The sequence below is a fragment of the Aequorivita sp. 609 genome (genome assembly GCF_014212065.1).
Taxonomy (GTDB): Bacteria; Bacteroidota; Bacteroidia; order Flavobacteriales; family Flavobacteriaceae; genus Aequorivita; species Aequorivita sinensis.
This window is the reverse complement of the sequence record NZ_JACJVM010000033.1, coordinates 63,130-83,919: the sequence shown is the minus strand read 5'-3', so window position 1 is coordinate 83,919 and position 20,790 is coordinate 63,130. Positions and strand designations below refer to the sequence as shown.

The following is a 20,790-nucleotide window of genomic DNA, read 5'->3' as shown; positions in this document are numbered from 1 at the left end:
TTCAAAAACCTTTGGGGCCTTTTTAAAATTCAGCCAAATGGAAAACAGCCTAATTCTCATTTTTATAGTACTATTTTTTAAAGCCGAAGCGCAATCTGTTTCGACTTTAACAGTTTCAAAAAAAGGAGACAGTCTTTTTACAATTGGAGAATACAATAAGGCAATTCCATACTTTCTCAAAGCAAATCGATTTTCGGAAGTCGCTAATTGCTATGAAAAGATAGGAAGCTATAGCAGTGCAGAACGCTATTATAAAAAGGCAATTACGAAAAACAACTCCAACCTCATAACCGAATTTGAATATGCTAAAATGTTAGTAAAGATTTCAAATTTTAAACTAGCCGATAGTATCCTTCAAAACTTAAATTCTCGTTTTCCAAACAACCCAAATTTTATATATGAAAGAGGTCTCGTGAAAGAGTTTCAAAAGGATTCGACAGCAATTGATTTATTTCTGCAAGCTTATTCCATGGATGAAGGTAATGTCAACGCCAGTTATAAAATTGCGAGGAATTATGTTGAGAATAGAAAGTTCGAAGCGGCAGTTCCTTTTATTGAGAATGGATTGTTAGTAGATCAAAACAGTTCTAGGTTTCTTACGTTACGAGCCTTAAAAGAGTTTCATACCAAAGAGTACCACAAAGCAATTGACACCTATTCAATTTTGACTTCGAATGGAGATAGTTATATTTCTTTACATGAAAATCTAGCCGAGGCTTATACTAAAACAATGCAGTTTGAAAAGGCTTTAGAACAATATGGTGTTTTATTTGAGAAATATGACGACCAAAACCCAAAATGGCATCACGAAGTTGCGATTCTGTATAGAGCAATGAAAGAAATAGAAAAAGCAAAGAAACATTTAAATATTGCTATTGGTTTGTTGGAAACACCTTTATCTAATAAATATTTGGAATTGGCGACTATTTATAAACGAGAAGGGGATTACAAAAACGAGATGGCGGCACTTAAAAAAGCGTTGGCAAATAATCCGAATAATGAAATGGCTTTATATAATTTAGCTGTAGCTGCAGATAATTATTTTAAGGACAAAAAGACGGTTTTAAAGTATTATGAAAATTACCTAAATCAATTTGGCGAGAAAGGTATAATGCGTAATCTAGGAAAACAGAGAGTAAGTGACTTGAAAAAGGAAATTCATTTTAAAACAGACTGAACTTCTCAACACTAGATGCAAGTAGGCTAGCATAAGGCAACAATCCTTCTTACTATAGTTATTGAAGTTTAGAATAAATTTTACAATCATAATAAACCTGACAGGTCTCGATGACCTGTCAGTTTTTTTTACCAATTTTATACCTATTGATAGGAGCGCGAAGTTAATTTATAGACATTCCATAACTACTTTAAAAATTAATCCTTTATGTTTCAGTAAATTTGTACTTTTCAAGTTGAATTTTCTTTGAAATGGAACATCCATTATTTATTTATAAAATATAGCAATATGTCTATTTGGATGTTCCATTTGTCCTTTTAAAAAGAAATAGTAAAGACAAATGAAACACAGCTTTCTTTTAATTTTTCTTCTTCTAACGGTTGCCTCATGCCAGTTTTTTGAGACTGAAAAGGTTTCTTCAGAATCTATATTTAAAGAAGAAATTAAAACAATAGATTGGAAAGATGTAGATCGATATCCTTCTTTCTCTAACTGTGAAAATGAGTTGGAGAAGCCGGAGCAAAAAGATTGTTTTATAAACACTATAAGCTCACAATTATATAAGTCTATAAACCACGAAGGAATTATTGCTTCTCGGGATATTTATGATACGGTACGTGTTAATTTCCAAGTGAGTAGTGCTGGAGAACTTACTATTGTAAATATTAAAATGGACTCTTTACTTCAACGCGAATTTCCAAAATTAGAAACTTGGATATTAGAAAGTGTCGATTCACTACGTCCCGTTGCCCCTGCATTTAAAAGAGGTATTCCTGTAAGAACTCAATTTACCTTACCTGTAATTATTAAAACTAATTAATTACAAACTAAACTTATACCCAACAGTAAAGTCTATTGGAAAGTTTCCGTTATTTTCTACGTTTAGTCCTACTATATCGTTGTAGTTAAATGTAATATAGTTCTTCCCAACTTTGTAGTCTGCACCAATGCCAAAGGTAATAGGAGCGTTAAAATCGCTTCCAGAATTTGTTTCGTTTATAATCATCGGTGGATTAGTTTCTATTACATAAGTTATTTCTTTGGTAGAATAAGTAAATGAAGCTAGTTTACAATTCACAAAGGCGTCAAACTTTGAAGTTTTTACAAACTTAAATCGGTAATTTAATGAAAGTTGAGAAGCTGAGTATTTGTGATCGCTACTTTCAAAAGTTTGCTTGAATCGGAAGACTAATGCGTGTCTTTTTAATTTCACTTCTTCAAATATTTCAAAATCAACACCTACCACAGGATGAAGGGCGTCGTTTATGTTATTTGTAAAAACACTGTTTGAAACTCCGGCAAAACCTCCAAGTCTTAACTGTATATTGGTATTTGTCTTTTCATCTGTAAAATTTGGATCAATTTTTTGATTGTATTCCACAAAATAGTTGTGGAGGCTTGATAAGTTAAACTTTAAACTTTCGGTATCTATTCCACTTCCTTTAGTTTTTTCTGCTAAAACAACTTTGTATTCTTCTTGATAATTACCATCTTCTTTAGTGTTTTTCAGTTCAACCACTTCTACATTTTGCTTTAAAAAATACCTGTAATTTCCATCTAAAGTGTTCCAAAGTAAAGTCAAGGGACCTTCAACCTCAGTTTTTAAAGTGTAGGTTTGGCCGTCAACATTATAATTTTGTTGGGCGATTAGTGATGGTGTAGAAATGAGAAAAAATAAAATGAAAATTGTAGCAAACGATTTCATACCTGAAAGTTTTAATAATGCTAAGGTATAGAATATATTGATAATTTAAATTTTGTCTTAAATTTTTTAATTATTATAGGTTTTAGGTGAACCGCTGTTGTTTTGTCAATACTTCCTGCTTAATTATCCAAATCAAAGACCTTCTTCTGTGTCCTAATCGAGCGCAGTCTAGAGTAGTTTATATCCCTCGTAAACTAATTTTAAAACGCTCGTCCCTTCCAAGAGTAACTTCCTTTTAAACTTTTAATAACTACAATAGTCGTCACTAATGCATAAATAAATACTTGCGGAATTAACTTCCAAAATGAAAGCTTAACATTAAAAAACTGCGCTGTTTGGTGAATGACAAGAAAATCTGTAGCAATTTTCAAGAAAATTAATATTAGATAAACATCAATTTCTTCAGTGTTATAAACCATTAAAAACGGTATGGCTAAAATCAAAACATTTACACTAACAACCAACAACCCCAAAAATGTTGAGGTCAAGTTTCCTTGTTTAGAAGTCTTTGAAGCCCAGCGCACACGCTGATTTATTATACCTTCCCAAGTTTGTTGAGGTTTTGTAGTTACGATACTAGCTTTCGATTTCAAAAAGAGAACTTGTTCTGGAAATGCTCTTTTCATCTTTTCTAATAAAAATACATCATCTCCACTAGCAATATGGTCGTTTCCTGAAAATCCACTTACTTGGGCAAAAGCAGTTTTAGAATACGCAAGATTAGCTCCGTTGCTCAACAATGGATTTTTAATTCCAAAACTTCCAATTGTAACAACTTGTAAACTCAATCCATCTAATTGCTGATAAACTTGGATAAGTTGCCCATCCGATTTGTATTTTACAGGTGCGCATACCATTACTGGCTTAGTTTCTTGTATAAAAGTATCAAGAGATTTTAACCAGTTTTTCGGCAACTCACAATCTGCATCGGTAGTAACAATCCATTCAAATTTAGAAACTTCTATAGCATGCGTAATCGCGTCTTTTTTAGGGGAATTTGAAACGCATTTATTTTGAATAAGTTTAATATCAATTTTACTTTCCTGTATAGCTTTTTGAATAATCGCTTCGGAGGAATCTTCTGAAGCATCGTTTACAAATATGATTTCAAAAAGTGTTGAAGGGTAATTGAGCTTTTCTATAGAATTCAGCATGTCAACTAGGTTTTCCGCTTCATTTCTAAATGGAACAACAACACTAAAACCAGTTTTTGGAATGCCTTTCTTTTCAGAAAAAGTTTCAATTTTATTAAAACCAATTCTCAAGGCTATCATGCAAATGAAATAGCAAACAAATAAAATTATTAGGCCCCAAATCATCGGGTTGCAGGTTGATAAGTAACTATATAAAAGCTTCCTAATAGTGAAGGCAGAACAAAATTAAAAAACCACATCGCCAGTACAGTGGGAAGAACTACCAATTCTGAAATTCCAGCAAATGAAAACAACCATACTGCTACACCGCCGCGAATAACCACATCGAAAATAAAAAGTGTCGGTAGGATAGAAACTAGTAAATACATAGAAAATATTAGCAATATTGCTTCTATAAACGCAATGTCAGCGCCAAAAAAAAGCAGTAAACAATAAAACATCCCACTGAAAATAACATATCGAAAAATTGAAAAAACTATAGTTTTCAGTTTGATATGAAACGGGATTTTTTTGAAAAACCGGATTGCCTTAGAATTGGTTAAGTCCTTATTTTTCTGTTTCTTTTTATTAAAATAATAGGCAATGGATAAAAATGTAATGAGTCCTATTCCAAAATACAGAAATGAGACAATAGAATAGTCGATCTTAAAATTCCGAAGGAAATAAAATAAACCAATCACCCCAAAAATCACCGTTGCCAACATTTGTGCGGTTCCTGACAAGAAGTTTAAAAAGAGTATTTTTTTTCTTTTTGACCTTTCAAAAAACAAAGCTTTAGCACCGTATTCCCCAACTCTATTAGGTGTTGCCAATGAAACTGTAAGTGAAGCTAGACTTTGTTTCATTGCTGTTTTAAAATTCATCTCTTCTAGTGTTGAAACTAAAGTTTGCCATTTTAAGATTTCAAAAAACCAGTTTGCAGCTGTCAAACTTAGAAATAAGCTTAAAAAATATATCGAGCTGCTTCCTTTCTGCTGAATTAAAGAAATAAAATCAACGAGATCTACTGTAGGGTTGTTCTTTAGTTTGTAAAAAATATATCCAAAGGTAATAACCAAGATCAAAGCTTTTGCTGAAGCAAACAGATATTGTTTAGCTTTGTAGGATGCAGTAGTCATTAGGCTAAAATACAAAATGAATTTATTTGTCTCGTTTTGGGAGAGAGCTTATTCGTTTCTAAATATATATAAATATAGAAAGTCCTCCTTATAAAGGTTAGGATTAAGATTTTCGGAATCTAACAAATGCAAACAGAAAAAATAATTTTAGGAATTGATCCAGGAACTACCATTATGGGGTTTGGACTTATAAAGGTTGTGGGTAAAAAAATGGAATTTATTCAACTTAATGAACTCCAATTAAAGAAATACGACGACCACTATGTAAAACTAAGATTGATTTTTGAACGCACTATCGAACTTATAGAAACGCATCACCCAGACGAGATTGCTATTGAAGCGCCCTTCTTTGGAAAGAACGTACAGTCTATGTTGAAATTAGGTAGAGCTCAAGGTGTAGCAATGGCTGCAGGACTTTCAAGACAAATTCCCATTACCGAGTATTCCCCTAAAAAGATAAAAATGGCAATTACCGGAAACGGAAATGCTAGTAAAGAGCAAGTAGCTAAAATGCTTCAAAGTCTTTTAGGTTTAAAGGAACTTCCAAAAAATCTAGATAGTACCGACGGACTCGCAGCTGCAGTTTGTCATTTTTACAACTCTGGGAGAGTTGAAGTAGGAAAAAGTTACTCAGGTTGGGCTGCTTTTGTAAAACAGAATGAAGACAGAGTAAAGTAGCAGTGAAGTAACTTTTACTATGCTTTTATTAGTGCTTAAGTATTTCAGCTCAATTTAAAATTCCCGTTTTCCTATAAGATTCGAAGGTTACTCTTCAGTAATATCAATTTCTAGAAATCCAATCCTGAACAATATTTTCAATTTCTTTATTCTCTTGAAGTTTGATGATTTCGAGATCTACAATTCTTTTTAAATCGCTTTCAATAGGGAATATAAAACCATAATATTGAGGTTCAATTTTCTTCATACTTAAGATGTACTCATCCTTATCTTTCAGTTGAAAGATATATTCTAGAGGAATTTGGTCATAAATTAACGCATCAACCTTTTTGTTTAGCAACATTTCATATCCTTCAGAAACGGAATGCACCGCTATAGGAGTACCATCTACATTACTAACTCTGTCCATTATTTTTTTATAATTCGGTACGGCTACCTTTTTGCCTTCTAAATGCTGTATGCTAGTTATGGTTTTATCTTGCTGAACAGTTGTAAGGGATAGGGTAGTTGCAATTCCCGCAACAAATGAAGTAGCTAAAATCAATGAAATAATCATCCAAGCTCCCATTACAAATCGTCCTGCAGGAGTTCGAGGTGCATAATCGCCATACCCAACAGTTGTCATAGTTACAATCGCTAACCATACCCCAGAACCAATACCTTTATAAAACTTATCCCCGTAGTCTTCCTTGTACTTTCTGCCTTCTACTATCCAAAATAAAAATCCAACTACGCTAAGTACCAATAATAAACCTAGAACACCGTAAAGAAAAGTTTTGGAAAAAATAGGCCTTACCTTATCCCAAAATGTTTGTTCAATAATGGGTGCTAGAATTGCCATTTCGGTATTGTAATACGGTTGAGAAAATGATACTTCTTCAGCTCGTTCTTTATTAATGGTTGTTGGCCCAATTAAAATATCAACTTCATTGTTTTTAGTCGCTGCAATACCCTCTTCGGTTGAGGGAAACTCCTTAAATGTGTATTTCAGCTGAAGATCATAGGCTATCTCTTTCCAAATATCAAATACAATTCCCTCTTCTTTTTGGTCGTGCATTACAAAAGGAGTGGAACCAGTATAGCCTACTCGAATAATTTTTTCATCTGTTTGTCCAAAAGAAACTATAGAACATAAAAGAAAAATGAATAAAATAATTCGAGACATATTTTAGGTTTTTTAATGAGTTGAGGTTCTGAAATTAAAGTTATGAATGCTTATTGCGGTAAAAATAATAACTAATTTTGAGGACTTATGAAGTTTTGAGCTTTTTAATGTCGCAATCCCCTTTAAAATATGGAGAATATTTCAGAAAATGATGTAATAAGTAATAAAGGTTTTGGCATATATATACATATTCCATTTTGTAAACAAGCCTGCCATTACTGCGACTTTCACTTTTCCACTTCTTTGAAGAAAAAAGGAGAGCTAATTGCTGCGCTCTGTCAAGAATTAATACTTCGAAAAGATGAAGTGCAGGGGATAGTAGAAACTATTTATTTTGGTGGTGGAACTCCAAGTTTACTTTCTTCGGAGGAATTGGAGCAGATTTTTGAAACGATTTCTAAAAACTACAAAGTTTCTGAAAGCCCAGAAATCACCCTAGAAGCAAACCCTGATGATATGCTGTCTGTTCATGCGCAGTCGAGAACTATTTTTGAGAATTATAAAACTCTCGGAATTAACCGTCTCAGCATAGGGATTCAATCCTTTTTTGAAGAGGACCTTAAACTAATGAACCGTGCCCATAACGCTACCGAAGCGTTAGATTGCATTAAGGAAGCTCAAAAGTATTTTGAGAATATCAGTATCGATTTAATTTATGGAATTCCAGGAATGTCTAATGAGCGTTGGATTGAAAATTTAAATATTGCTCTAAACCTCAATGTGCCACATTTGTCGTGTTATGCTCTTACGGTAGAACCGCGAACTGCCCTAAAAAAGTTTATCGATAAGGGAATAATCCCAGCTGTAGATGAAGAAGTGGCAAAGCAGCATTACGAAATTTTAGTAGATGAAACAGAAAAGGCAGGATTTGATAATTACGAGTTTTCAAATTTTGGAAGAGAAGGATTTCACTCTAAAAACAATACTGCCTACTGGGAAGGAAAGCCCTATTTAGGAATTGGTCCTTCAGCACATAGCTATAACGGAAAATCTCGTAGCTGGAATGTGGCCAACAATACGAAATACATAAAAAGCATAGCCGAAGAAATTCTCCCTTCTGAAATGGAAAATCTTTCAAAAGAAGATAGGTATAATGAATATATAATGACCGGCTTGCGTACCAAAAAAGGAGTTTATTTACCTAAGGTTGAAAGTGAATATGGAAAAGAATTTGCTGAATATCTATTAAAACAAGCCGAAGATCATTTACACAACCAACTACTTATTTTAGAGAACCAAAGCTTAAAAGTTTCAAGAAAAGGGAAGTTTTTGAGCGATGGAATTGCAAGTGATTTGTTTTGGATATAAACTCTTAATCCAAACAGATTGTCAATACCAATTAGGTTTTAAAAATTGTATCTTTAGTTGATTAAATTCTGTGAGATTTCTTTTTTTGGCTTTGTGTAATTTCAAAGCTTAAGAAAACCTTGACCGAATTGAGTTTTGCAAACTTGAAATTTAAATAATGAAAACTACTATTGAAATAAATAATCAAACTATAAATGTTGATCTCTCCAAGCCATTGGATATTTCACTGCCTATACAAGCCAATGAAGAAAATCCACTAGCTTGGTACTTAACCGAACCTACTATAGAACCTGTGCAAATGGAAGACTGGGTAGGAAAAGTTTCTGAAGGAGCTTCGGTGAATTTTAATAATATTTATTTCAATCCCCATGGTCATGGAACACATACTGAAAGTTTTGGCCATATTTCAGAAGAATTCTATTCTGTAAACGATGCCTTAAAAACATTCTTTTTTATAGCTGAAGTGATTTCTGTAAATACAACTGAAGTTGGAGAAGATGAAATAATTTTTGAAGAAACAATTCGGCAGGCCTTAAATAGGAAAACACCTGAGGCTATAGTAATAAGAACCTTACCAAACACTTCAGAAAAAAAAACGAAGCATTGGTCTAATACCAATTGGCCGTTTCTTCACGAGAAGGCAGCGCATTATCTTAGAGAAATCGGGGTAAAGCACCTGTTAATAGATCTTCCTTCTATAGATCAGGAAATGGACGAAGGGAAACTTTTGGCGCATAAAGCATTTTGGAATTATCCAGAAAACCCACGTAAAGATTGTACGATTACAGAATTAATATATGTTCCAGATTCAATTGTAGACGGTGAGTATTTGCTCAATTTACAGATGGCTTCATTTCACAACGATGCCTCCCCAAGCAAGCCCGTTTTGTACAAAATCTATTAATTGAAAAAGTCATGCTATGACGCTAAGCGATTTAAATAATGGGTTATAATTATTGCTAATAATCGCTATTAACTTTAATAACTGTAATTTTGTTTTTAAACTATGTACTAGTTAAAACTTTAGATAAGTAAATAATCTTATGGAATATCTTTTTATAGGTTTGGCGGCTGGCGCCATTTTAGCTTACTTCCTTTTTGCGCGTTTTATTGGTGTACGAAAACAAGAAAAAGTAAACACGCAATCTATAATCTTAATGGAGAAAATTCGCAGTGTTTGTAAATTCATCACAATTGAAGGCGATTTCTCTGAAATATTCTACTATGAGAATGTAAAAGACAAGTGGGTGAACCTTTTATTGGGTAAAAAGAAAGCTTTGGTCCTAATAGAAGCAAAAGCACATATTGGATTCGATCTTACCAAAGTGAAAATGAGAGCCGATACAGATAAAAAGACCATTATCTTAACAAATTTCCCACAGCCTGAACTGCTTACTATTGAAACCGATTTTAAATATTACGATAAACGCGAAGGGTGGGCAAATCCTTTTACAGCTAGCGATTTAACCGAAATTAATCAAGAAGCTAAAAAGCATATAGTAGATAAAATCCCTGAAACCGATTTGTTTAACGAAGCTTCTAAACAGGCTTTAGAAACTATTCAACTTATGGAAACACTAGTTGAAACAATTAACTGGAAATTGGATTACTCCGCGCTTTATGCTTTGGAAGATAAGCCTAAGCTTGAAAAATAAGTATTTAAAATTCCAAGCCTGCTAGGTTTAAAATTCCCCCTATGAATATAGAAGAGTTTAGAGACTACTGTCTCTCTAAAAAAGGAGTAACCGAATCCTTTCCTTTCGACGATAAAGCCCTTGTTTTTAAAGTTATGGGGAAGATGTTTGCTCTTACAGGTATCGATTCAATTCCCACTACAGCAAATTTAAAATGCGACCCAGAACGTGCTCTTGAATTACGGGAGGAATACGACGGATTAATTGTTCCTGGATATCATATGAGCAAAAAACATTGGAATACTGTGGAAATAGAAGGAAATTTGCCGCAGGATTTAATTATCGAGTTAATTGATCATTCATATAATTTAGTAGTAAAAGGACTTACCAAAAAACTTCAAGTAGAATTACAAAACCTAAATAGTCATTCAGACTTGTAAGGTTTAAAATACTTATAATGAACAAACCATCAGAATTTTATAAGCAACAGATTAAGATCTACACCGAGGAGTTGCAAAACTTAAAACGCAAACTCGCTATTTCCAGCAGTATTCGATTGCTGGTTTTTTTATTAGCGTGTTTTGGAGTTTATTTTTTCTTCGGAAATGTAAAAGTGATAATTGCTATAATATTTATTGCTATTATCACTTTCATCTATTTAGTTACTAAGCATAGCGCGCTGCAATATGAAAGAGACTTAAGAAAAGCATTGATAGCTCAAAATGAAACGGAATTAGAAGTTTTAAATAGAGCTTTTCATCATTTGCCTTCAGGAGAAAGGTATTTAAATCCTAACCATTTTTACAGTCAGGATATCGATCTTTTTGGACGTGGCTCTTTCTTCCAATATTTAAACAGAACAGCCCTTGAAAGCGGCTCAGACTATCTAGCTGAAATTTTCACCGAAAACAAGGTTGATGCTATTCCTGAAAAGCAAAAAGCTATTCAAGAAATAGCCGAGAAAGCTGAGTGGCGTCAACGTTTCTCAAGTATTGCTTCCCTAGTAAAAACTGAAGCCTCAGTAACCGATGTTACAAGTTGGTTGAAAGATTATAAAGCATTTGCGCCAAAGTGGATTAAACCATTTTCATTTGTTTTCACTGTTGTTTCTGTTGGGTTGTTTGTTTTAAATTACCTCGATTTACTTTCAGGTTATGTTACTGCTGGATGGTTTTTATTAGGTTTTGTCCTTACTGGTATTTATGGGAAAAAAATAAATGAACTATCATCTCGTACCTCCAAGCTACAAAGCATTTTCGACCAATTTCATAAACTGATTTTAGAGATAGAAGATGAAGAATTTACTTCAGAAATACTCTCTAAAAAACGTAATTCTGTAATTGAGGCCGACACTAAAGCTTCAACCACCTTGAAAAAATTCTCTAGGTATTTGGATGTTTTAGAACAAGGGAATATCATGCTTTTTGGTCCGATAATCAATGGATTTACACTTCGCAACCTTCGCCAATGTTATCATATTGAAGAGTGGATTAATGCACATAAAGCGAGTGTTCCACATTGGTTTGAGGTTATAACCTTCTTCGATGCTTATAACAGTTTAGGAAACTTCGCGTTTAATCATCCTCATTATGTTTTCCCTGAAATTAACGATAGGGTTCCCGTTTTAAAAGTAAAGGGTGCTGGACATCCATTACTTGATGAATCGGTTATGGTTCGAAATGACATTTTAATAAATTCAGAAGAATTTTTTATTGTGACAGGAGCAAATATGGCTGGGAAAAGTACGTTTTTAAGAACGGTTTCGCTACAAATAGTAATGGGAAATATGGGATTGCCTGTTTCTGCTGAAAAAGCTGAATACAATCCAATAAAACTCATCACAAGTATGCGAACTACTGATAGTTTAACAGATGATGAATCGTATTTCTTTAGTGAGTTAAAGCGTTTAAAATTTATAGTCGACGAAATTAAAACCGACCGTTATTTTATCATTTTAGACGAGATTTTAAAAGGGACAAACAGTACAGATAAAGCTATTGGCTCTCGAAAGTTTGTTGAAAAACTTGTAGCGAGTAATTCTACAGGAATTATAGCAACCCACGATTTAAGTTTGTGTGCTGCAGCAGATGAATTGTCGGAAGTAAAAAATTACTTCTTCGATGCTCGCATAGAAAACGACGAACTCTTTTTCGATTATACTTTTAAACCTGGAATTTGTCAAAATATGAATGCTTCATTTTTGTTGAAGAAAATGGAGATAGTAGATTAGTTTTTTTATAATGGATTCAGTTACACAGATAGTTTTAGGAGCCGCAGTAGGTGAAGCAGTTTTAGGAAAAAAGATTGGAAACAAAGCTATGGCTTTGGGTGCAATTGCAGGTACAATTCCCGATTTAGACGTGCTTTCAAGTCATTTTACCGATACAGTTAATGCTTTAGAAATCCACCGAGGGTTTACACACTCAATTATTTTTTCCATTGCTTTTGGATTGTTTTTCGCCTGGATGTGTACAAAATGGGACAAACGAGCCAGATTAAAAGAATGGTTTTTATTCTGGTTTATGTGTTTTGTTACTCATCCCTTGTTAGATGCACATACTACTTGGGGAACCCAACTTTTTTGGCCATTTGATATCCGATTGGCATTTAAAAACATATTTGTAATAGACCCACTCTATACCTTGCCATTTCTAATATTTTTGATTTTGGCAATGCTTCAGAAAAGAGGAAGTATTAAAAGACAAAAGTTTAATAATCTAGGATTAATTGTGAGTAGTAGTTATATGGTAATTACCATAATCCTAAAAGGAATTACATACCTGAAGTTTGAAAACGCATTACAAGATCAAAATATTGATTACGTAGAATTGCAAACGAAGCCTAGCCCATTTAATACAATTCTATGGACCGCAAATGTGGAAACTGAAGATGCTTTTCTAATTGGCGATTACTCTTTTTTTGATACCAAACCAATTCAATTTTTTTCGCACCCTAAAAACCACGAGGCCCTTGGCGATTTAGCCAATGAAGACAAGGTAAAACAACTTATCAAAATCACCCAGGGTTGGTATACTGTTTCTGAAAAAGAAGGCGGAATTTACCTTAACGATCTTCGTTTTGGGATGATGAGTGTAGATCAGAGTGTTGGAAAATTCGCCTTTAGTTTTCGTTTAGATAAGGTAGGTGATAAGGTTGTTGTTACTGAAGAGCCAAAGGATAGGAGTGAGGCCAAAAGACTTCTTTCAGATCTTTGGGAGCGAATAAAGGGAAGTTAACAACTCATATCGGCTACAATTCTCCACTCGCCATCAATCTTTTTGAAGATAATTAAGAAAACACCATTTGCATTGCCCATTTTTCGAACTAAATGGTATTGCCCCATCACGTGATAGGAGTTTTCTTCAATTTTGGTGATTGCATCGATTGTGAAATCTAAGGTTCCCGTATGATTTTTCGTAGGATAGGACTTTTTGTAGTTGCTTAATGTTTTTTGCCACCCGTTTGTAAGACCGCTACTCCCGTAAAACTTCAAAGAATCACTCTTCCAATAGCCTTGCATATATCCTTCTAAGTCGAATTGATTCCAAGCTTTTTCTTGTGATTTTAATACCGAAAGAATTGCTTCTTTATCAGAAACTTCTGTTTGGGAAACAGCAGTTAGCGTTGTAATTAAGCAGAAAAGTAGAAGTATTTTTTTCATAATCGAGGGTTTTGACAAAGAGTTCCTTTATTAAAATTTCAATGGTTTCTGAGCGTAGCCGAAGGACATATAATCTTCACCAAAAACAGTATTCAGTCTAAGAATAAGCTCTTCTGCATTCTGTTTACTAAAAACGATTGGCGGTTTTATTTTTAAAACATTGTGGTCTGGGCCATCAATACTCATTAAAATCCCAAATTGTTTCATTCTATTTGCCAAATAAGAAGCATGGTTAGGCAATGGGTTTTTATGTGAATCATTTAATTCGAAGCCTAAAAACAGTCCTTCCCCGCGCACATCGCTAATTATTGGAAATTGTTTCTGTAAACTTTTTAATTCAGTTTTTAAAAACCCACCAACTTCCAAAGCATTTTGTCGAAGGTTTTCTTCATCGATAATTTCTAAAACAGTGCGACCAATGGCGCAAGAAACAGGATTACCACCAAAGGTGTTGAAGTATTCCATACCTGTATTAAATTTTTCTGCAACTTCTTTTGTACAAGCCACAACTGCTAATGGATGCCCATTTCCTGCAGGTTTTCCCATGGTAACGATATCTGGTTTAACATCGTAAAGCTCAAATGCCCAAAAGGTTTTTCCCATTCGTCCGAAACCTGTTTGTACTTCATCGGCTATGCAAATACCACCAGCTTCGTGAACGTGTTTGTAAACTTCTTTGAAATAATCTTTAGGAGGAACAACTTGTCCGCCACAACTTATAAGTGTTTCCCCAATAAACCCTGCAATTTCTTTCCCTTCAGCTTTTAAGGTTTCAATAATTTCCTTGGCGTGTTGGGCATAATCTACACCGCAGTTATCTCCAGAATATTTCCCGCGGTATGAATCGGGCAGTGGTAAAATATGCGTCGTCTCAGGTTTTGGGAAACCACCTTCACCTTCAAACTTATAAGAACTCACATCCATCACAGCGTTAGTATTTCCGTGGTATCCAACTTCAATAGCTAAAATATCTTTATTGCCAGTTACCGTTTTCGCCATTCGCAGAGCAAGTTCATTAGCTTCGCTACCAGAATTTACAATGTGAATCACCGATAGATGTTCTGGAAGCTTTTTCAGCAGTGCTTCAGCATAAGCTATAATTTCTCTGTGTAGATAGCGGGTGTTTGTGTTTAAAACGGCCATTTGTCTTTGCCCCGCCGAAACTACTTTTGGATGCTGATGTCCAACGTGGTTTACATTGTTTACAGTGTCTAGATATTTTCTTCCTTCAATATCTATCAAATAAACGCCTTCACCGCGTACAATATGCAAAGGTTTGTCATACGAAAGACTCAAACTTTTCCCAAGGTGATCTTTTCTGAATTCAATCATACTTTCTTCTGAAAGCTCTTGCTCTAAATTCTCAAGTTCTTCTTTAAATATCAGATTCGGATTAGGGCAAATGCTTTTCCAAACATCAACTTTTGCTGGTAACGCAACGCCGTTGAAGTTTTCGTTATTCCCTAAAAGATCCAAAATAATTTGAAAATGTAAGTGTGGCGCCCAGTTTCCATTTTCACTTGGAGATCCGATATAGGCTATAAGATCACCTTGTTTTACAGCTTGTCCAGGTTTTAAAATATTGAGAGAACTCAGCGTTAAATGTCCATAAAGTGTGTAAAATGAATCCCCTTCAAAACTGTGTTCTAAGATTATCATTGGGCCATAATCCTTATCGTAATTATTGTGGTGGATTACTTTTACAATAGCGTCAAACGGTGCGTGAACTGGTGTTTCTGCCGGCACCCAGAAATCAGTTCCCAAATGTACGGTGCGATACTCAGGGCCGTTATTACCTTCACTTTTAAAAGCGTCGGTTGTGTAAAAAGGTCGAGTTTCTAAATAGCCATTTAAGAGTATGGTTTTTGGGTGGTGTTTCTGAAATTGTTTTAGTTTAAATTCTGAAATTTCAGGATCTTCGTATTCTGAAATATTTCCTAATAAAGTACTGCCAACACTCATATCTAAGTTCACGATTTTTTCTGAAGTGACAGCGGGAAATATAGTTTTCAAGGAAATTTGATTGCTTTTCGCCCAAATTTCAAACTTTTCTTCTAATGGATGTGCTGAGTATCCACAAGCATTTCGGAAAGAATGATATGCAAAACTCTCATTTACTTTAAACCATTTCTGTAGTAAATTCTGAGCAGGTTTTTCGCTTATAACATAGTATTCATCGTCTGGAAATTCTTCTTTTTTAATGGAGGCATTGGTAAGTGTTGTAGCCAAACGCATTCCAACCAAAGTGTAAAGACATTTTAATTCGTCTTCAGAAAAGCTATAGTTTTTGTTATAAGCTTTCACTATGTCTAAAGCTGCAGAAAGCGGGTCGGGAATTTCTGTAATCGCATAGGCTAAAGTTATGGCGAGATCATTTACGGTTTGAGTAAAAACTGAATCTCCAAAATCTATTAACCCTGAAATTTTTGGTTCTACTAAATCAGAAGTTACCAAGATGTTGTAATCGTTTATATCATTGTGTATAATGCTCTTCGGGAGATTTTTATAAATAGGCTGAATCTCTAAAAACCTAGTTTGAAAGTGTTGAATCGCATCTTTTTCTTCTCCATTGAAACGATTAATATGGTTGTTTGTCCAATCTGAATTCGCTAAATCCCATTCTAATCTTCTATTAGCTGAGGTGTTTTTGAAGTCCTGTAAAGCGTTGGTTAAACTTCCTGCTGCTTCACCTAAATTAGTTCTTAAGCGTTCAGTTTTAGGCTTTACATCCGCCCAAATACGGCCAGGAACCCAAGAGAGTAATCGTGCGGTTTTGCCATTGGAAAGTGTTACAAGGGAATTGCCATCTTCAGAATTAAGAACTTTTGAAGTTTTAAAAGTCAGGTTTTTGGTTGAAAGATGGCTTAATATTTTATTCTGAAAATTTAGTAACGCATTGTTTTCTTCAGAAGAAATTTTTAGAAGATATTTCTCTTCTGTATTTGTTTCTAAAAGAAAATTTTCATCCTCATAACCGTCTAGCTCGATAGCTTCGGCAGTTATTTTAAAATGTTTTTGAGCGATTTTGGAAGCTTCTTGAGCAGTGATTTTAGACATAGCTTTATTGGAGTGTTACAGTAACAAATTTACTTAAAAATGTAGTCTCTTAAAGCTCAACGATTAGGTATAATTTTAGAATTATTTGTAAATCGAATTAATTTATGGTATAATGTCAGCTTTAAATTTTATAAAAGCTTTCTAAGGAAATTGTTTATAGACAGCTTTTCAGAAGTACTTAAAAGATTTAAGTGAAACGAATCTTCATAAATTTAAATCTCTAATTATTTAATAAACCATTTATATATGTCGATTAAAGTTACTCGTAAGGACAGCACTTCAACATTTCTTGGTCTAGTAGTTAATAAAACAGTATTTTTTTCTGCCATTGCGGTTGTGATTTTTAGTGTTGGGTTTACTCTTATTTTTGAAGATGAAGCCGAACACTATTTTGGAATTGCCCAAACTGCAGTATCTGCACATGGTGGGTGGATTTACACTTTAGCGGTAAACTTATTTATAGTTTTTTGCTTGTACATGGCTTTTAGTAAATTCGGGAAAATCCGAATTGGAGGTAAGAAGGCGAAGCCAGAATTTAGTTTATGGGCTTGGTTCGCGATGTTGTTTAGTGCAGGAATAGGAAATGGATTAGTGCTTTTTAGTATTGCCGACCCTGTTCGAGATTATCTTTCTCCGCCGCGTTTAGCGGGAGAAGAGCCATCTCTTATTGCACAAGAGGCGATCAACTTTTCATTTTTACATCACGGAATTCACGGGTGGGCAATTTATTCGGTTGTAGGACTTTCCTTAGCGTATTTCACTTTTAACAGAAAGATGCCGCTAACATTGCGCTCGGCATTCTACCCACTATTAGGGAATAGAATTCACGGATGGATGGGAGATGTAATTGATATAATGGCGGTGATAACTACGCTTTTTGGTCTAGCAACAACCATCGGGTTTGGTGTAGGGCAAATTAACTCGGGGTTAACTCACGTATTTGGGGTTCCGAGTTCGTTGTTCTATCAAATAATTATAATTGTAGGAGTGACATTAGCCGCTACAATCTCTGCTTTTAGTGGTGTAAACAAAGGGGTGCAAATACTTAGTAAGCTTAACGTAAGAGTAGCATCGGCTATATTTTTATTGGTATTAATTTTAGGGCCAACTACGTTTATCTTTAAATCATATATTCAAAACCTTGGAAGTTACTTAGTTCACTTTATCGATATGTCCACTTGGACGGAAGCACTTCGCGGAACCGATTGGCAAAAAATGCGAACTATAATGTATTGGGGTTGGTGGATATCTTGGTCGCCATTCGTAGGAACTTTTATCGCTCGTATTTCTAAAGGAAGAACCATTAAAGAATTTATTCTATGTGTTTTAATACTACCAGCACTGGTTACATTCTTGTGGTTTAGTGCATTTGGAGGAATTACAATGCGTGATATCTTGCTAGGAGACACAGCTATGATTGCCGCTGTAAACGATAATATATCGACTGCACTTTATGTGTTTTTCGATAAGTTTCCAATTGCAATTGTATTGAAGTCGCTTGGTGTAGTTCTAATTTGTAGCTTTATTATTACTTCAGCCGATTCAGGAGCAATTGTGGTAAATAGTATTACTTCAGGAGGTAAATTAAATACGCCATCTTTTCAAAGAGTAATTTGGGCGGTAGCTACTGGAGTAATTGCTGGTGTATTGATGTATGGAGGAGGTTTGGATGCGCTGCAAACGGTGGTTACAATTTCAGGATTACCCTTTGCAATTCTTCTTGTTATGATGTGTTTTTCATTATATAGAGGAGTAAATGAAGATTATGATAAAGCCGAGCGAAAAGAAAAACTTTTAGAAAGAGAAAGTTATCGCAAAAACATACTCAACTTGGTAAATGAGGAGCGAGAAGAGAAAAATTTGGATAAGATTGACCCGGATACTCCACCTAAGAAAAAACCAACAACAACTGATTTATAAAATAAATTTCACATAATAGTTATTTAATATGACACAGAAAATAAATTTAGAGAACAACTTGAGGTTGATGGTTGCTTTGGATCTTACTGAAATGGATCCTATTTTGTTGCAATACGTGAATTTCCTTTGTGAAGTGTGGAATATTGAACATTTGTATTTTACACATAATATAAAGCAGTATAAATTATACGATTTATATGACGAATTTCTTGAAGAAGGAATAACCTTAGAAGATATTGTAGATCGAGGTTTACAAAAAACTATCGATAAGTATTATACGGCATCTGTACCCAATACCGTTTTAATAACTACTGATGATTATACTGAAAGTATCTTAAGTCACCTGGCTAAAGAATACAGAATCGATATAATGGTACTAGGTAATAAGGATGAACTTCAAGGTACTGGAGCTTTAAATCAGAAGCTAGTAAGAATGCTTGATGCCAATGTATTACTAGTTCCCGAAGAAGCTAAACACGAAATGAATAATGTGTTGGTGCCTACCGACTTTAGTTCGGCATCTGCCCGATGTTTTGCTGTTGCAGGTAGTTTGGTAGAGCGCTCAGAGGGAAAAATTGAAGGACTACACGTTTATAATATTCCTTCATTTTTCTTTCCTTACATCAATTCGGAAAAGGCTATTGATAAAACTAAGAATCACCTTAAGGATAAAGTGAAGCAATTCAGAAAAAAATATAAACTCTCAGAAAATATTCCTTTTAAATATATTGATAGAGAAGGGTATTCGGTTGTTGAAGCTATTGAACTTCACGCAGAAAAAACGGATGCAGATATCGTTGTGGTTTCTGCAAGAGGTGGAAGTAATATCACGTCATTATTTGTTGGAAGTGTCACAAATGACCTGTTAATTAGAAATAGGAAAATGCCTTTATTGGTTATAAGATAATAGTGTTAACTTCAGCAGAAGTTGTTAAAGAAAAGCCTCTCTAAGGAATTCCTTGAGAGGCTTTTTTGTTTGTGATATTTTATGTTTCCTGTCTATTCAGTTATTTGTTTTCCTTTCTTTCTATGAAGACGAATCTTCAGTTGAAGTAGAATAACCATGGCTATAAAGGAAACGGCCATAATGATAAACAACATACCTAATTCTGGTTTTATTGAAGCCAAATCTCCGTCATAAAATGCAATTTTTCTAAAGCCGCTTAAAAACTGTGTCAGCGGAATGAATTGGGCAATATTGGTAATTGCGTCTGGAATAGCCATAGTTGGCCAAGTAAAACCACTTAAAATAAATGCAGGTGTAGAAATTACCATTAAAAGTTCGGTGGCTTTTAACTGACTAGGTATTGCAATTGAAAATAACATTCCAATAAAGATGGATGCAAATGTTAATAGTACAACTAATACAAACATCGGAAAGTTAAATATGTTGATGTCCACATTAAAATATGGGAAAAACAAAGCAACAACCAACCAGATTAAAGGAAGCATTATTAAAAATGGAGTGGTTTTTAGGGCTATAAGGTATAGAGAAGATTTACTTTCTTTTACCAAAGTTCCAAAGTAACCATCTTCAAAATCTCTTGAGAAAACCAAAGCCATTGCTAAGAAAATAATCTGCTGCATAATACCACCCAATAAACCAGGTAGCATAAAAGTTACATAGTTACCAGTGGAGTTATACAGTTTATTGATGTTAATCTTGAAGCTTTCATAAGAGGCTTTAGCTTGCGCTGGGTGCATCCCTTGTTTTTTCAAACCTTCTATTTCCATTCCGGCATTTAGTGTCAGTAAAACTGCTTGAATGTGATTACTAGCGGTGTTGGCGTTTAAGATGTTCGCCATATTTAAATCTACGCGTATTTCTGGATGTTTTTTCTGGAATACATCTGCTTCAAAATTACTTGGTAGCGTAATGACAGCTGCATATTGCTGCGTCGGCATTTCATCGATTAGATTTCCTGCGGTATAACGCACATCGCTCACCAATAAACCTTCGTTATCTCCAAATGCATCTATAATCTTGTCTGAAGTAGGGCTGCGATCTTGATCTATAATCACTATTGGTAAATCTACAACTTTGGCTTGTTGATATACATAGCCAAATAAAATACCGTATAGAACAGGGGCTCCAAAAAAGATAGCAAGCAGTACATCGTTTGCGAAAATACGCTTGAATTCAATTCGAAGAAGTCTTATAAATTTATTCATAATTTAGTTTTTCATTAGACAAAGACGATAGGACTTAAAAC

General features: G+C 34.3%; 18 protein-coding genes. 11 read left to right on the top strand and 7 right to left on the bottom strand.

The window, feature by feature from the left end; translation table 11 throughout:
* The first annotated feature begins 37 nt into the window (after positions 1–37).
* On the top strand, positions 38–1,177 hold the full coding sequence (locus tag H4O20_RS09325) for a hypothetical protein (protein WP_185099077.1): 1,140 nt from the start codon (positions 38–40) through the stop codon (positions 1,175–1,177).
* 340 nt (positions 1,178–1,517) lie between these two features.
* Positions 1,518–1,997 carry a hypothetical protein gene (locus H4O20_RS09320; protein ID WP_139853852.1) on the top strand — a complete coding sequence of 160 codons (480 nt, stop codon included), beginning with the start codon at positions 1,518–1,520 and terminating at the stop codon, positions 1,995–1,997.
* On the opposite strand, the gene H4O20_RS09315 is transcribed toward H4O20_RS09320, so the two are convergent.
* The 3 genes from H4O20_RS09315 to H4O20_RS09305 form a co-directional block, all read right to left on the bottom strand.
* Positions 1,998–2,882, bottom strand: coding sequence for a hypothetical protein (locus H4O20_RS09315; protein WP_139853851.1), 885 nt, complete (start codon positions 2,880–2,882; stop codon positions 1,998–2,000).
* Between the two features lie 200 nt (positions 2,883–3,082).
* Positions 3,083–4,156 carry a glycosyltransferase gene (locus tag H4O20_RS09310; protein ID WP_185099076.1) on the bottom strand — a complete coding sequence of 358 codons (1,074 nt, stop codon included), beginning with the start codon at positions 4,154–4,156 and terminating at the stop codon, positions 3,083–3,085.
* Positions 4,157–4,197: 41 nt separating this feature from the next.
* Entirely contained in the window at positions 4,198–5,169 is a 972-nt protein-coding gene (locus H4O20_RS09305; RefSeq protein ID WP_185099075.1) for a lysylphosphatidylglycerol synthase domain-containing protein, read from the bottom strand.
* A gap of 111 nt (positions 5,170–5,280) precedes the next feature.
* Between H4O20_RS09305 and ruvC the strand changes: the two genes are divergently transcribed.
* The gene (gene ruvC, locus H4O20_RS09300; protein WP_139853848.1) at positions 5,281–5,832 is read left to right on the top strand and encodes a crossover junction endodeoxyribonuclease RuvC; all 552 of its coding nucleotides are present in this window, start codon (positions 5,281–5,283) and stop codon (positions 5,830–5,832) included.
* Between the two features lie 103 nt (positions 5,833–5,935).
* On the opposite strand, the gene H4O20_RS09295 is transcribed toward ruvC, so the two are convergent.
* Positions 5,936–6,997 (bottom strand): transporter substrate-binding domain-containing protein, encoded by a 1,062-nt coding sequence (locus H4O20_RS09295; RefSeq protein WP_185099074.1) that lies wholly within the window; start codon positions 6,995–6,997, stop codon positions 5,936–5,938.
* Between the two features lie 129 nt (positions 6,998–7,126).
* Between H4O20_RS09295 and hemW the strand changes: the two genes are divergently transcribed.
* The 6 genes from hemW to H4O20_RS09265 all read left to right on the top strand — a co-directional run bounded on the left by hemW (position 7,127) and on the right by H4O20_RS09265 (position 13,175).
* Complete coding sequence (hemW, locus tag H4O20_RS09290) at positions 7,127–8,305, top strand: radical SAM family heme chaperone HemW (RefSeq protein WP_185099073.1); 1,179 nt, start codon at positions 7,127–7,129, stop codon at positions 8,303–8,305.
* Positions 8,306–8,462: 157 nt separating this feature from the next.
* Positions 8,463–9,209: a cyclase family protein gene (locus H4O20_RS09285; RefSeq protein WP_185099072.1), complete on the top strand. Its 747-nt coding sequence runs from the start codon at positions 8,463–8,465 to the stop codon at positions 9,207–9,209.
* A gap of 139 nt (positions 9,210–9,348) precedes the next feature.
* A complete protein-coding gene (locus H4O20_RS09280) occupies positions 9,349–9,960 on the top strand; it encodes a DUF4230 domain-containing protein (RefSeq protein WP_185099071.1) in 612 nt (203 codons plus the stop codon).
* A gap of 41 nt (positions 9,961–10,001) precedes the next feature.
* Positions 10,002–10,379 (top strand): MmcQ/YjbR family DNA-binding protein, encoded by a 378-nt coding sequence (locus H4O20_RS09275; RefSeq protein ID WP_185099070.1) that lies wholly within the window; start codon positions 10,002–10,004, stop codon positions 10,377–10,379.
* A gap of 17 nt (positions 10,380–10,396) precedes the next feature.
* Complete coding sequence (locus H4O20_RS09270; protein ID WP_185099069.1) at positions 10,397–12,169, top strand: DNA mismatch repair protein MutS; 1,773 nt, start codon at positions 10,397–10,399, stop codon at positions 12,167–12,169.
* Between the two features lie 10 nt (positions 12,170–12,179).
* Entirely contained in the window at positions 12,180–13,175 is a 996-nt protein-coding gene (locus H4O20_RS09265; protein WP_185099068.1) for a metal-dependent hydrolase, read from the top strand.
* Here H4O20_RS09265 and H4O20_RS09260 read toward each other — a convergent pair.
* Both H4O20_RS09260 and H4O20_RS09255 read right to left on the bottom strand, forming a co-directional pair.
* Complete coding sequence (locus H4O20_RS09260; protein WP_185099067.1) at positions 13,172–13,600, bottom strand: nuclear transport factor 2 family protein; 429 nt, start codon at positions 13,598–13,600, stop codon at positions 13,172–13,174. The genes H4O20_RS09265 and H4O20_RS09260 overlap by 4 nt on opposite strands.
* A 30-nt stretch (positions 13,601–13,630) precedes the next feature.
* Complete coding sequence (locus tag H4O20_RS09255) at positions 13,631–16,657, bottom strand: aminotransferase class III-fold pyridoxal phosphate-dependent enzyme (RefSeq protein ID WP_185099066.1); 3,027 nt, start codon at positions 16,655–16,657, stop codon at positions 13,631–13,633.
* Positions 16,658–16,903: 246 nt separating this feature from the next.
* Here H4O20_RS09255 and H4O20_RS09250 point away from each other — a divergent pair, with 246 nt between their 5' ends.
* Positions 16,904–18,577, top strand: a complete 1,674-nt coding sequence (locus H4O20_RS09250) for a BCCT family transporter (protein WP_139853838.1) — start codon at positions 16,904–16,906, stop codon at positions 18,575–18,577.
* Between the two features lie 28 nt (positions 18,578–18,605).
* Positions 18,606–19,484, top strand: coding sequence for a universal stress protein (locus H4O20_RS09245; protein WP_139853837.1), 879 nt, complete (start codon positions 18,606–18,608; stop codon positions 19,482–19,484).
* A gap of 92 nt (positions 19,485–19,576) precedes the next feature.
* On the opposite strand, the gene H4O20_RS09240 is transcribed toward H4O20_RS09245, so the two are convergent.
* Complete coding sequence (locus tag H4O20_RS09240; RefSeq protein ID WP_185099065.1) at positions 19,577–20,749, bottom strand: ABC transporter permease; 1,173 nt, start codon at positions 20,747–20,749, stop codon at positions 19,577–19,579.
* Between the last annotated feature and the right edge of the window lie 41 nt (positions 20,750–20,790).

What these genes read in the sequence shown, in the direction of transcription:
- H4O20_RS09325 (WP_185099077.1), top strand. Translation starts at nt 38, where the DNA reads ATGGAAAACAGCCTAATTCTCATTTTTATAGTACTATTTTTTAAAGCC.
- H4O20_RS09320 (WP_139853852.1), top strand. Translation starts at nt 1,518, where the DNA reads ATGAAACACAGCTTTCTTTTAATTTTTCTTCTTCTAACGGTTGCCTCA.
- H4O20_RS09315 (WP_139853851.1), bottom strand. Translation starts at nt 2,882, where the DNA reads ATGAAATCGTTTGCTACAATTTTCATTTTATTTTTTCTCATTTCTACA.
- H4O20_RS09310 (WP_185099076.1), bottom strand. Translation starts at nt 4,156, where the DNA reads ATGATAGCCTTGAGAATTGGTTTTAATAAAATTGAAACTTTTTCTGAA.
- ruvC (WP_139853848.1), top strand. Translation starts at nt 5,281, where the DNA reads ATGCAAACAGAAAAAATAATTTTAGGAATTGATCCAGGAACTACCATT.
- H4O20_RS09295 (WP_185099074.1), bottom strand. Translation starts at nt 6,997, where the DNA reads ATGTCTCGAATTATTTTATTCATTTTTCTTTTATGTTCTATAGTTTCT.
- hemW (WP_185099073.1), top strand. Translation starts at nt 7,127, where the DNA reads ATGGAGAATATTTCAGAAAATGATGTAATAAGTAATAAAGGTTTTGGC.
- H4O20_RS09285 (WP_185099072.1), top strand. Translation starts at nt 8,463, where the DNA reads ATGAAAACTACTATTGAAATAAATAATCAAACTATAAATGTTGATCTC.
- H4O20_RS09280 (WP_185099071.1), top strand. Translation starts at nt 9,349, where the DNA reads ATGGAATATCTTTTTATAGGTTTGGCGGCTGGCGCCATTTTAGCTTAC.
- H4O20_RS09275 (WP_185099070.1), top strand. Translation starts at nt 10,002, where the DNA reads ATGAATATAGAAGAGTTTAGAGACTACTGTCTCTCTAAAAAAGGAGTA.
- H4O20_RS09270 (WP_185099069.1), top strand. Translation starts at nt 10,397, where the DNA reads ATGAACAAACCATCAGAATTTTATAAGCAACAGATTAAGATCTACACC.
- H4O20_RS09265 (WP_185099068.1), top strand. Translation starts at nt 12,180, where the DNA reads ATGGATTCAGTTACACAGATAGTTTTAGGAGCCGCAGTAGGTGAAGCA.
- H4O20_RS09260 (WP_185099067.1), bottom strand. Translation starts at nt 13,600, where the DNA reads ATGAAAAAAATACTTCTACTTTTCTGCTTAATTACAACGCTAACTGCT.
- H4O20_RS09255 (WP_185099066.1), bottom strand. Translation starts at nt 16,657, where the DNA reads ATGTCTAAAATCACTGCTCAAGAAGCTTCCAAAATCGCTCAAAAACAT.
- H4O20_RS09250 (WP_139853838.1), top strand. Translation starts at nt 16,904, where the DNA reads ATGTCGATTAAAGTTACTCGTAAGGACAGCACTTCAACATTTCTTGGT.
- H4O20_RS09245 (WP_139853837.1), top strand. Translation starts at nt 18,606, where the DNA reads ATGACACAGAAAATAAATTTAGAGAACAACTTGAGGTTGATGGTTGCT.
- H4O20_RS09240 (WP_185099065.1), bottom strand. Translation starts at nt 20,749, where the DNA reads ATGAATAAATTTATAAGACTTCTTCGAATTGAATTCAAGCGTATTTTC.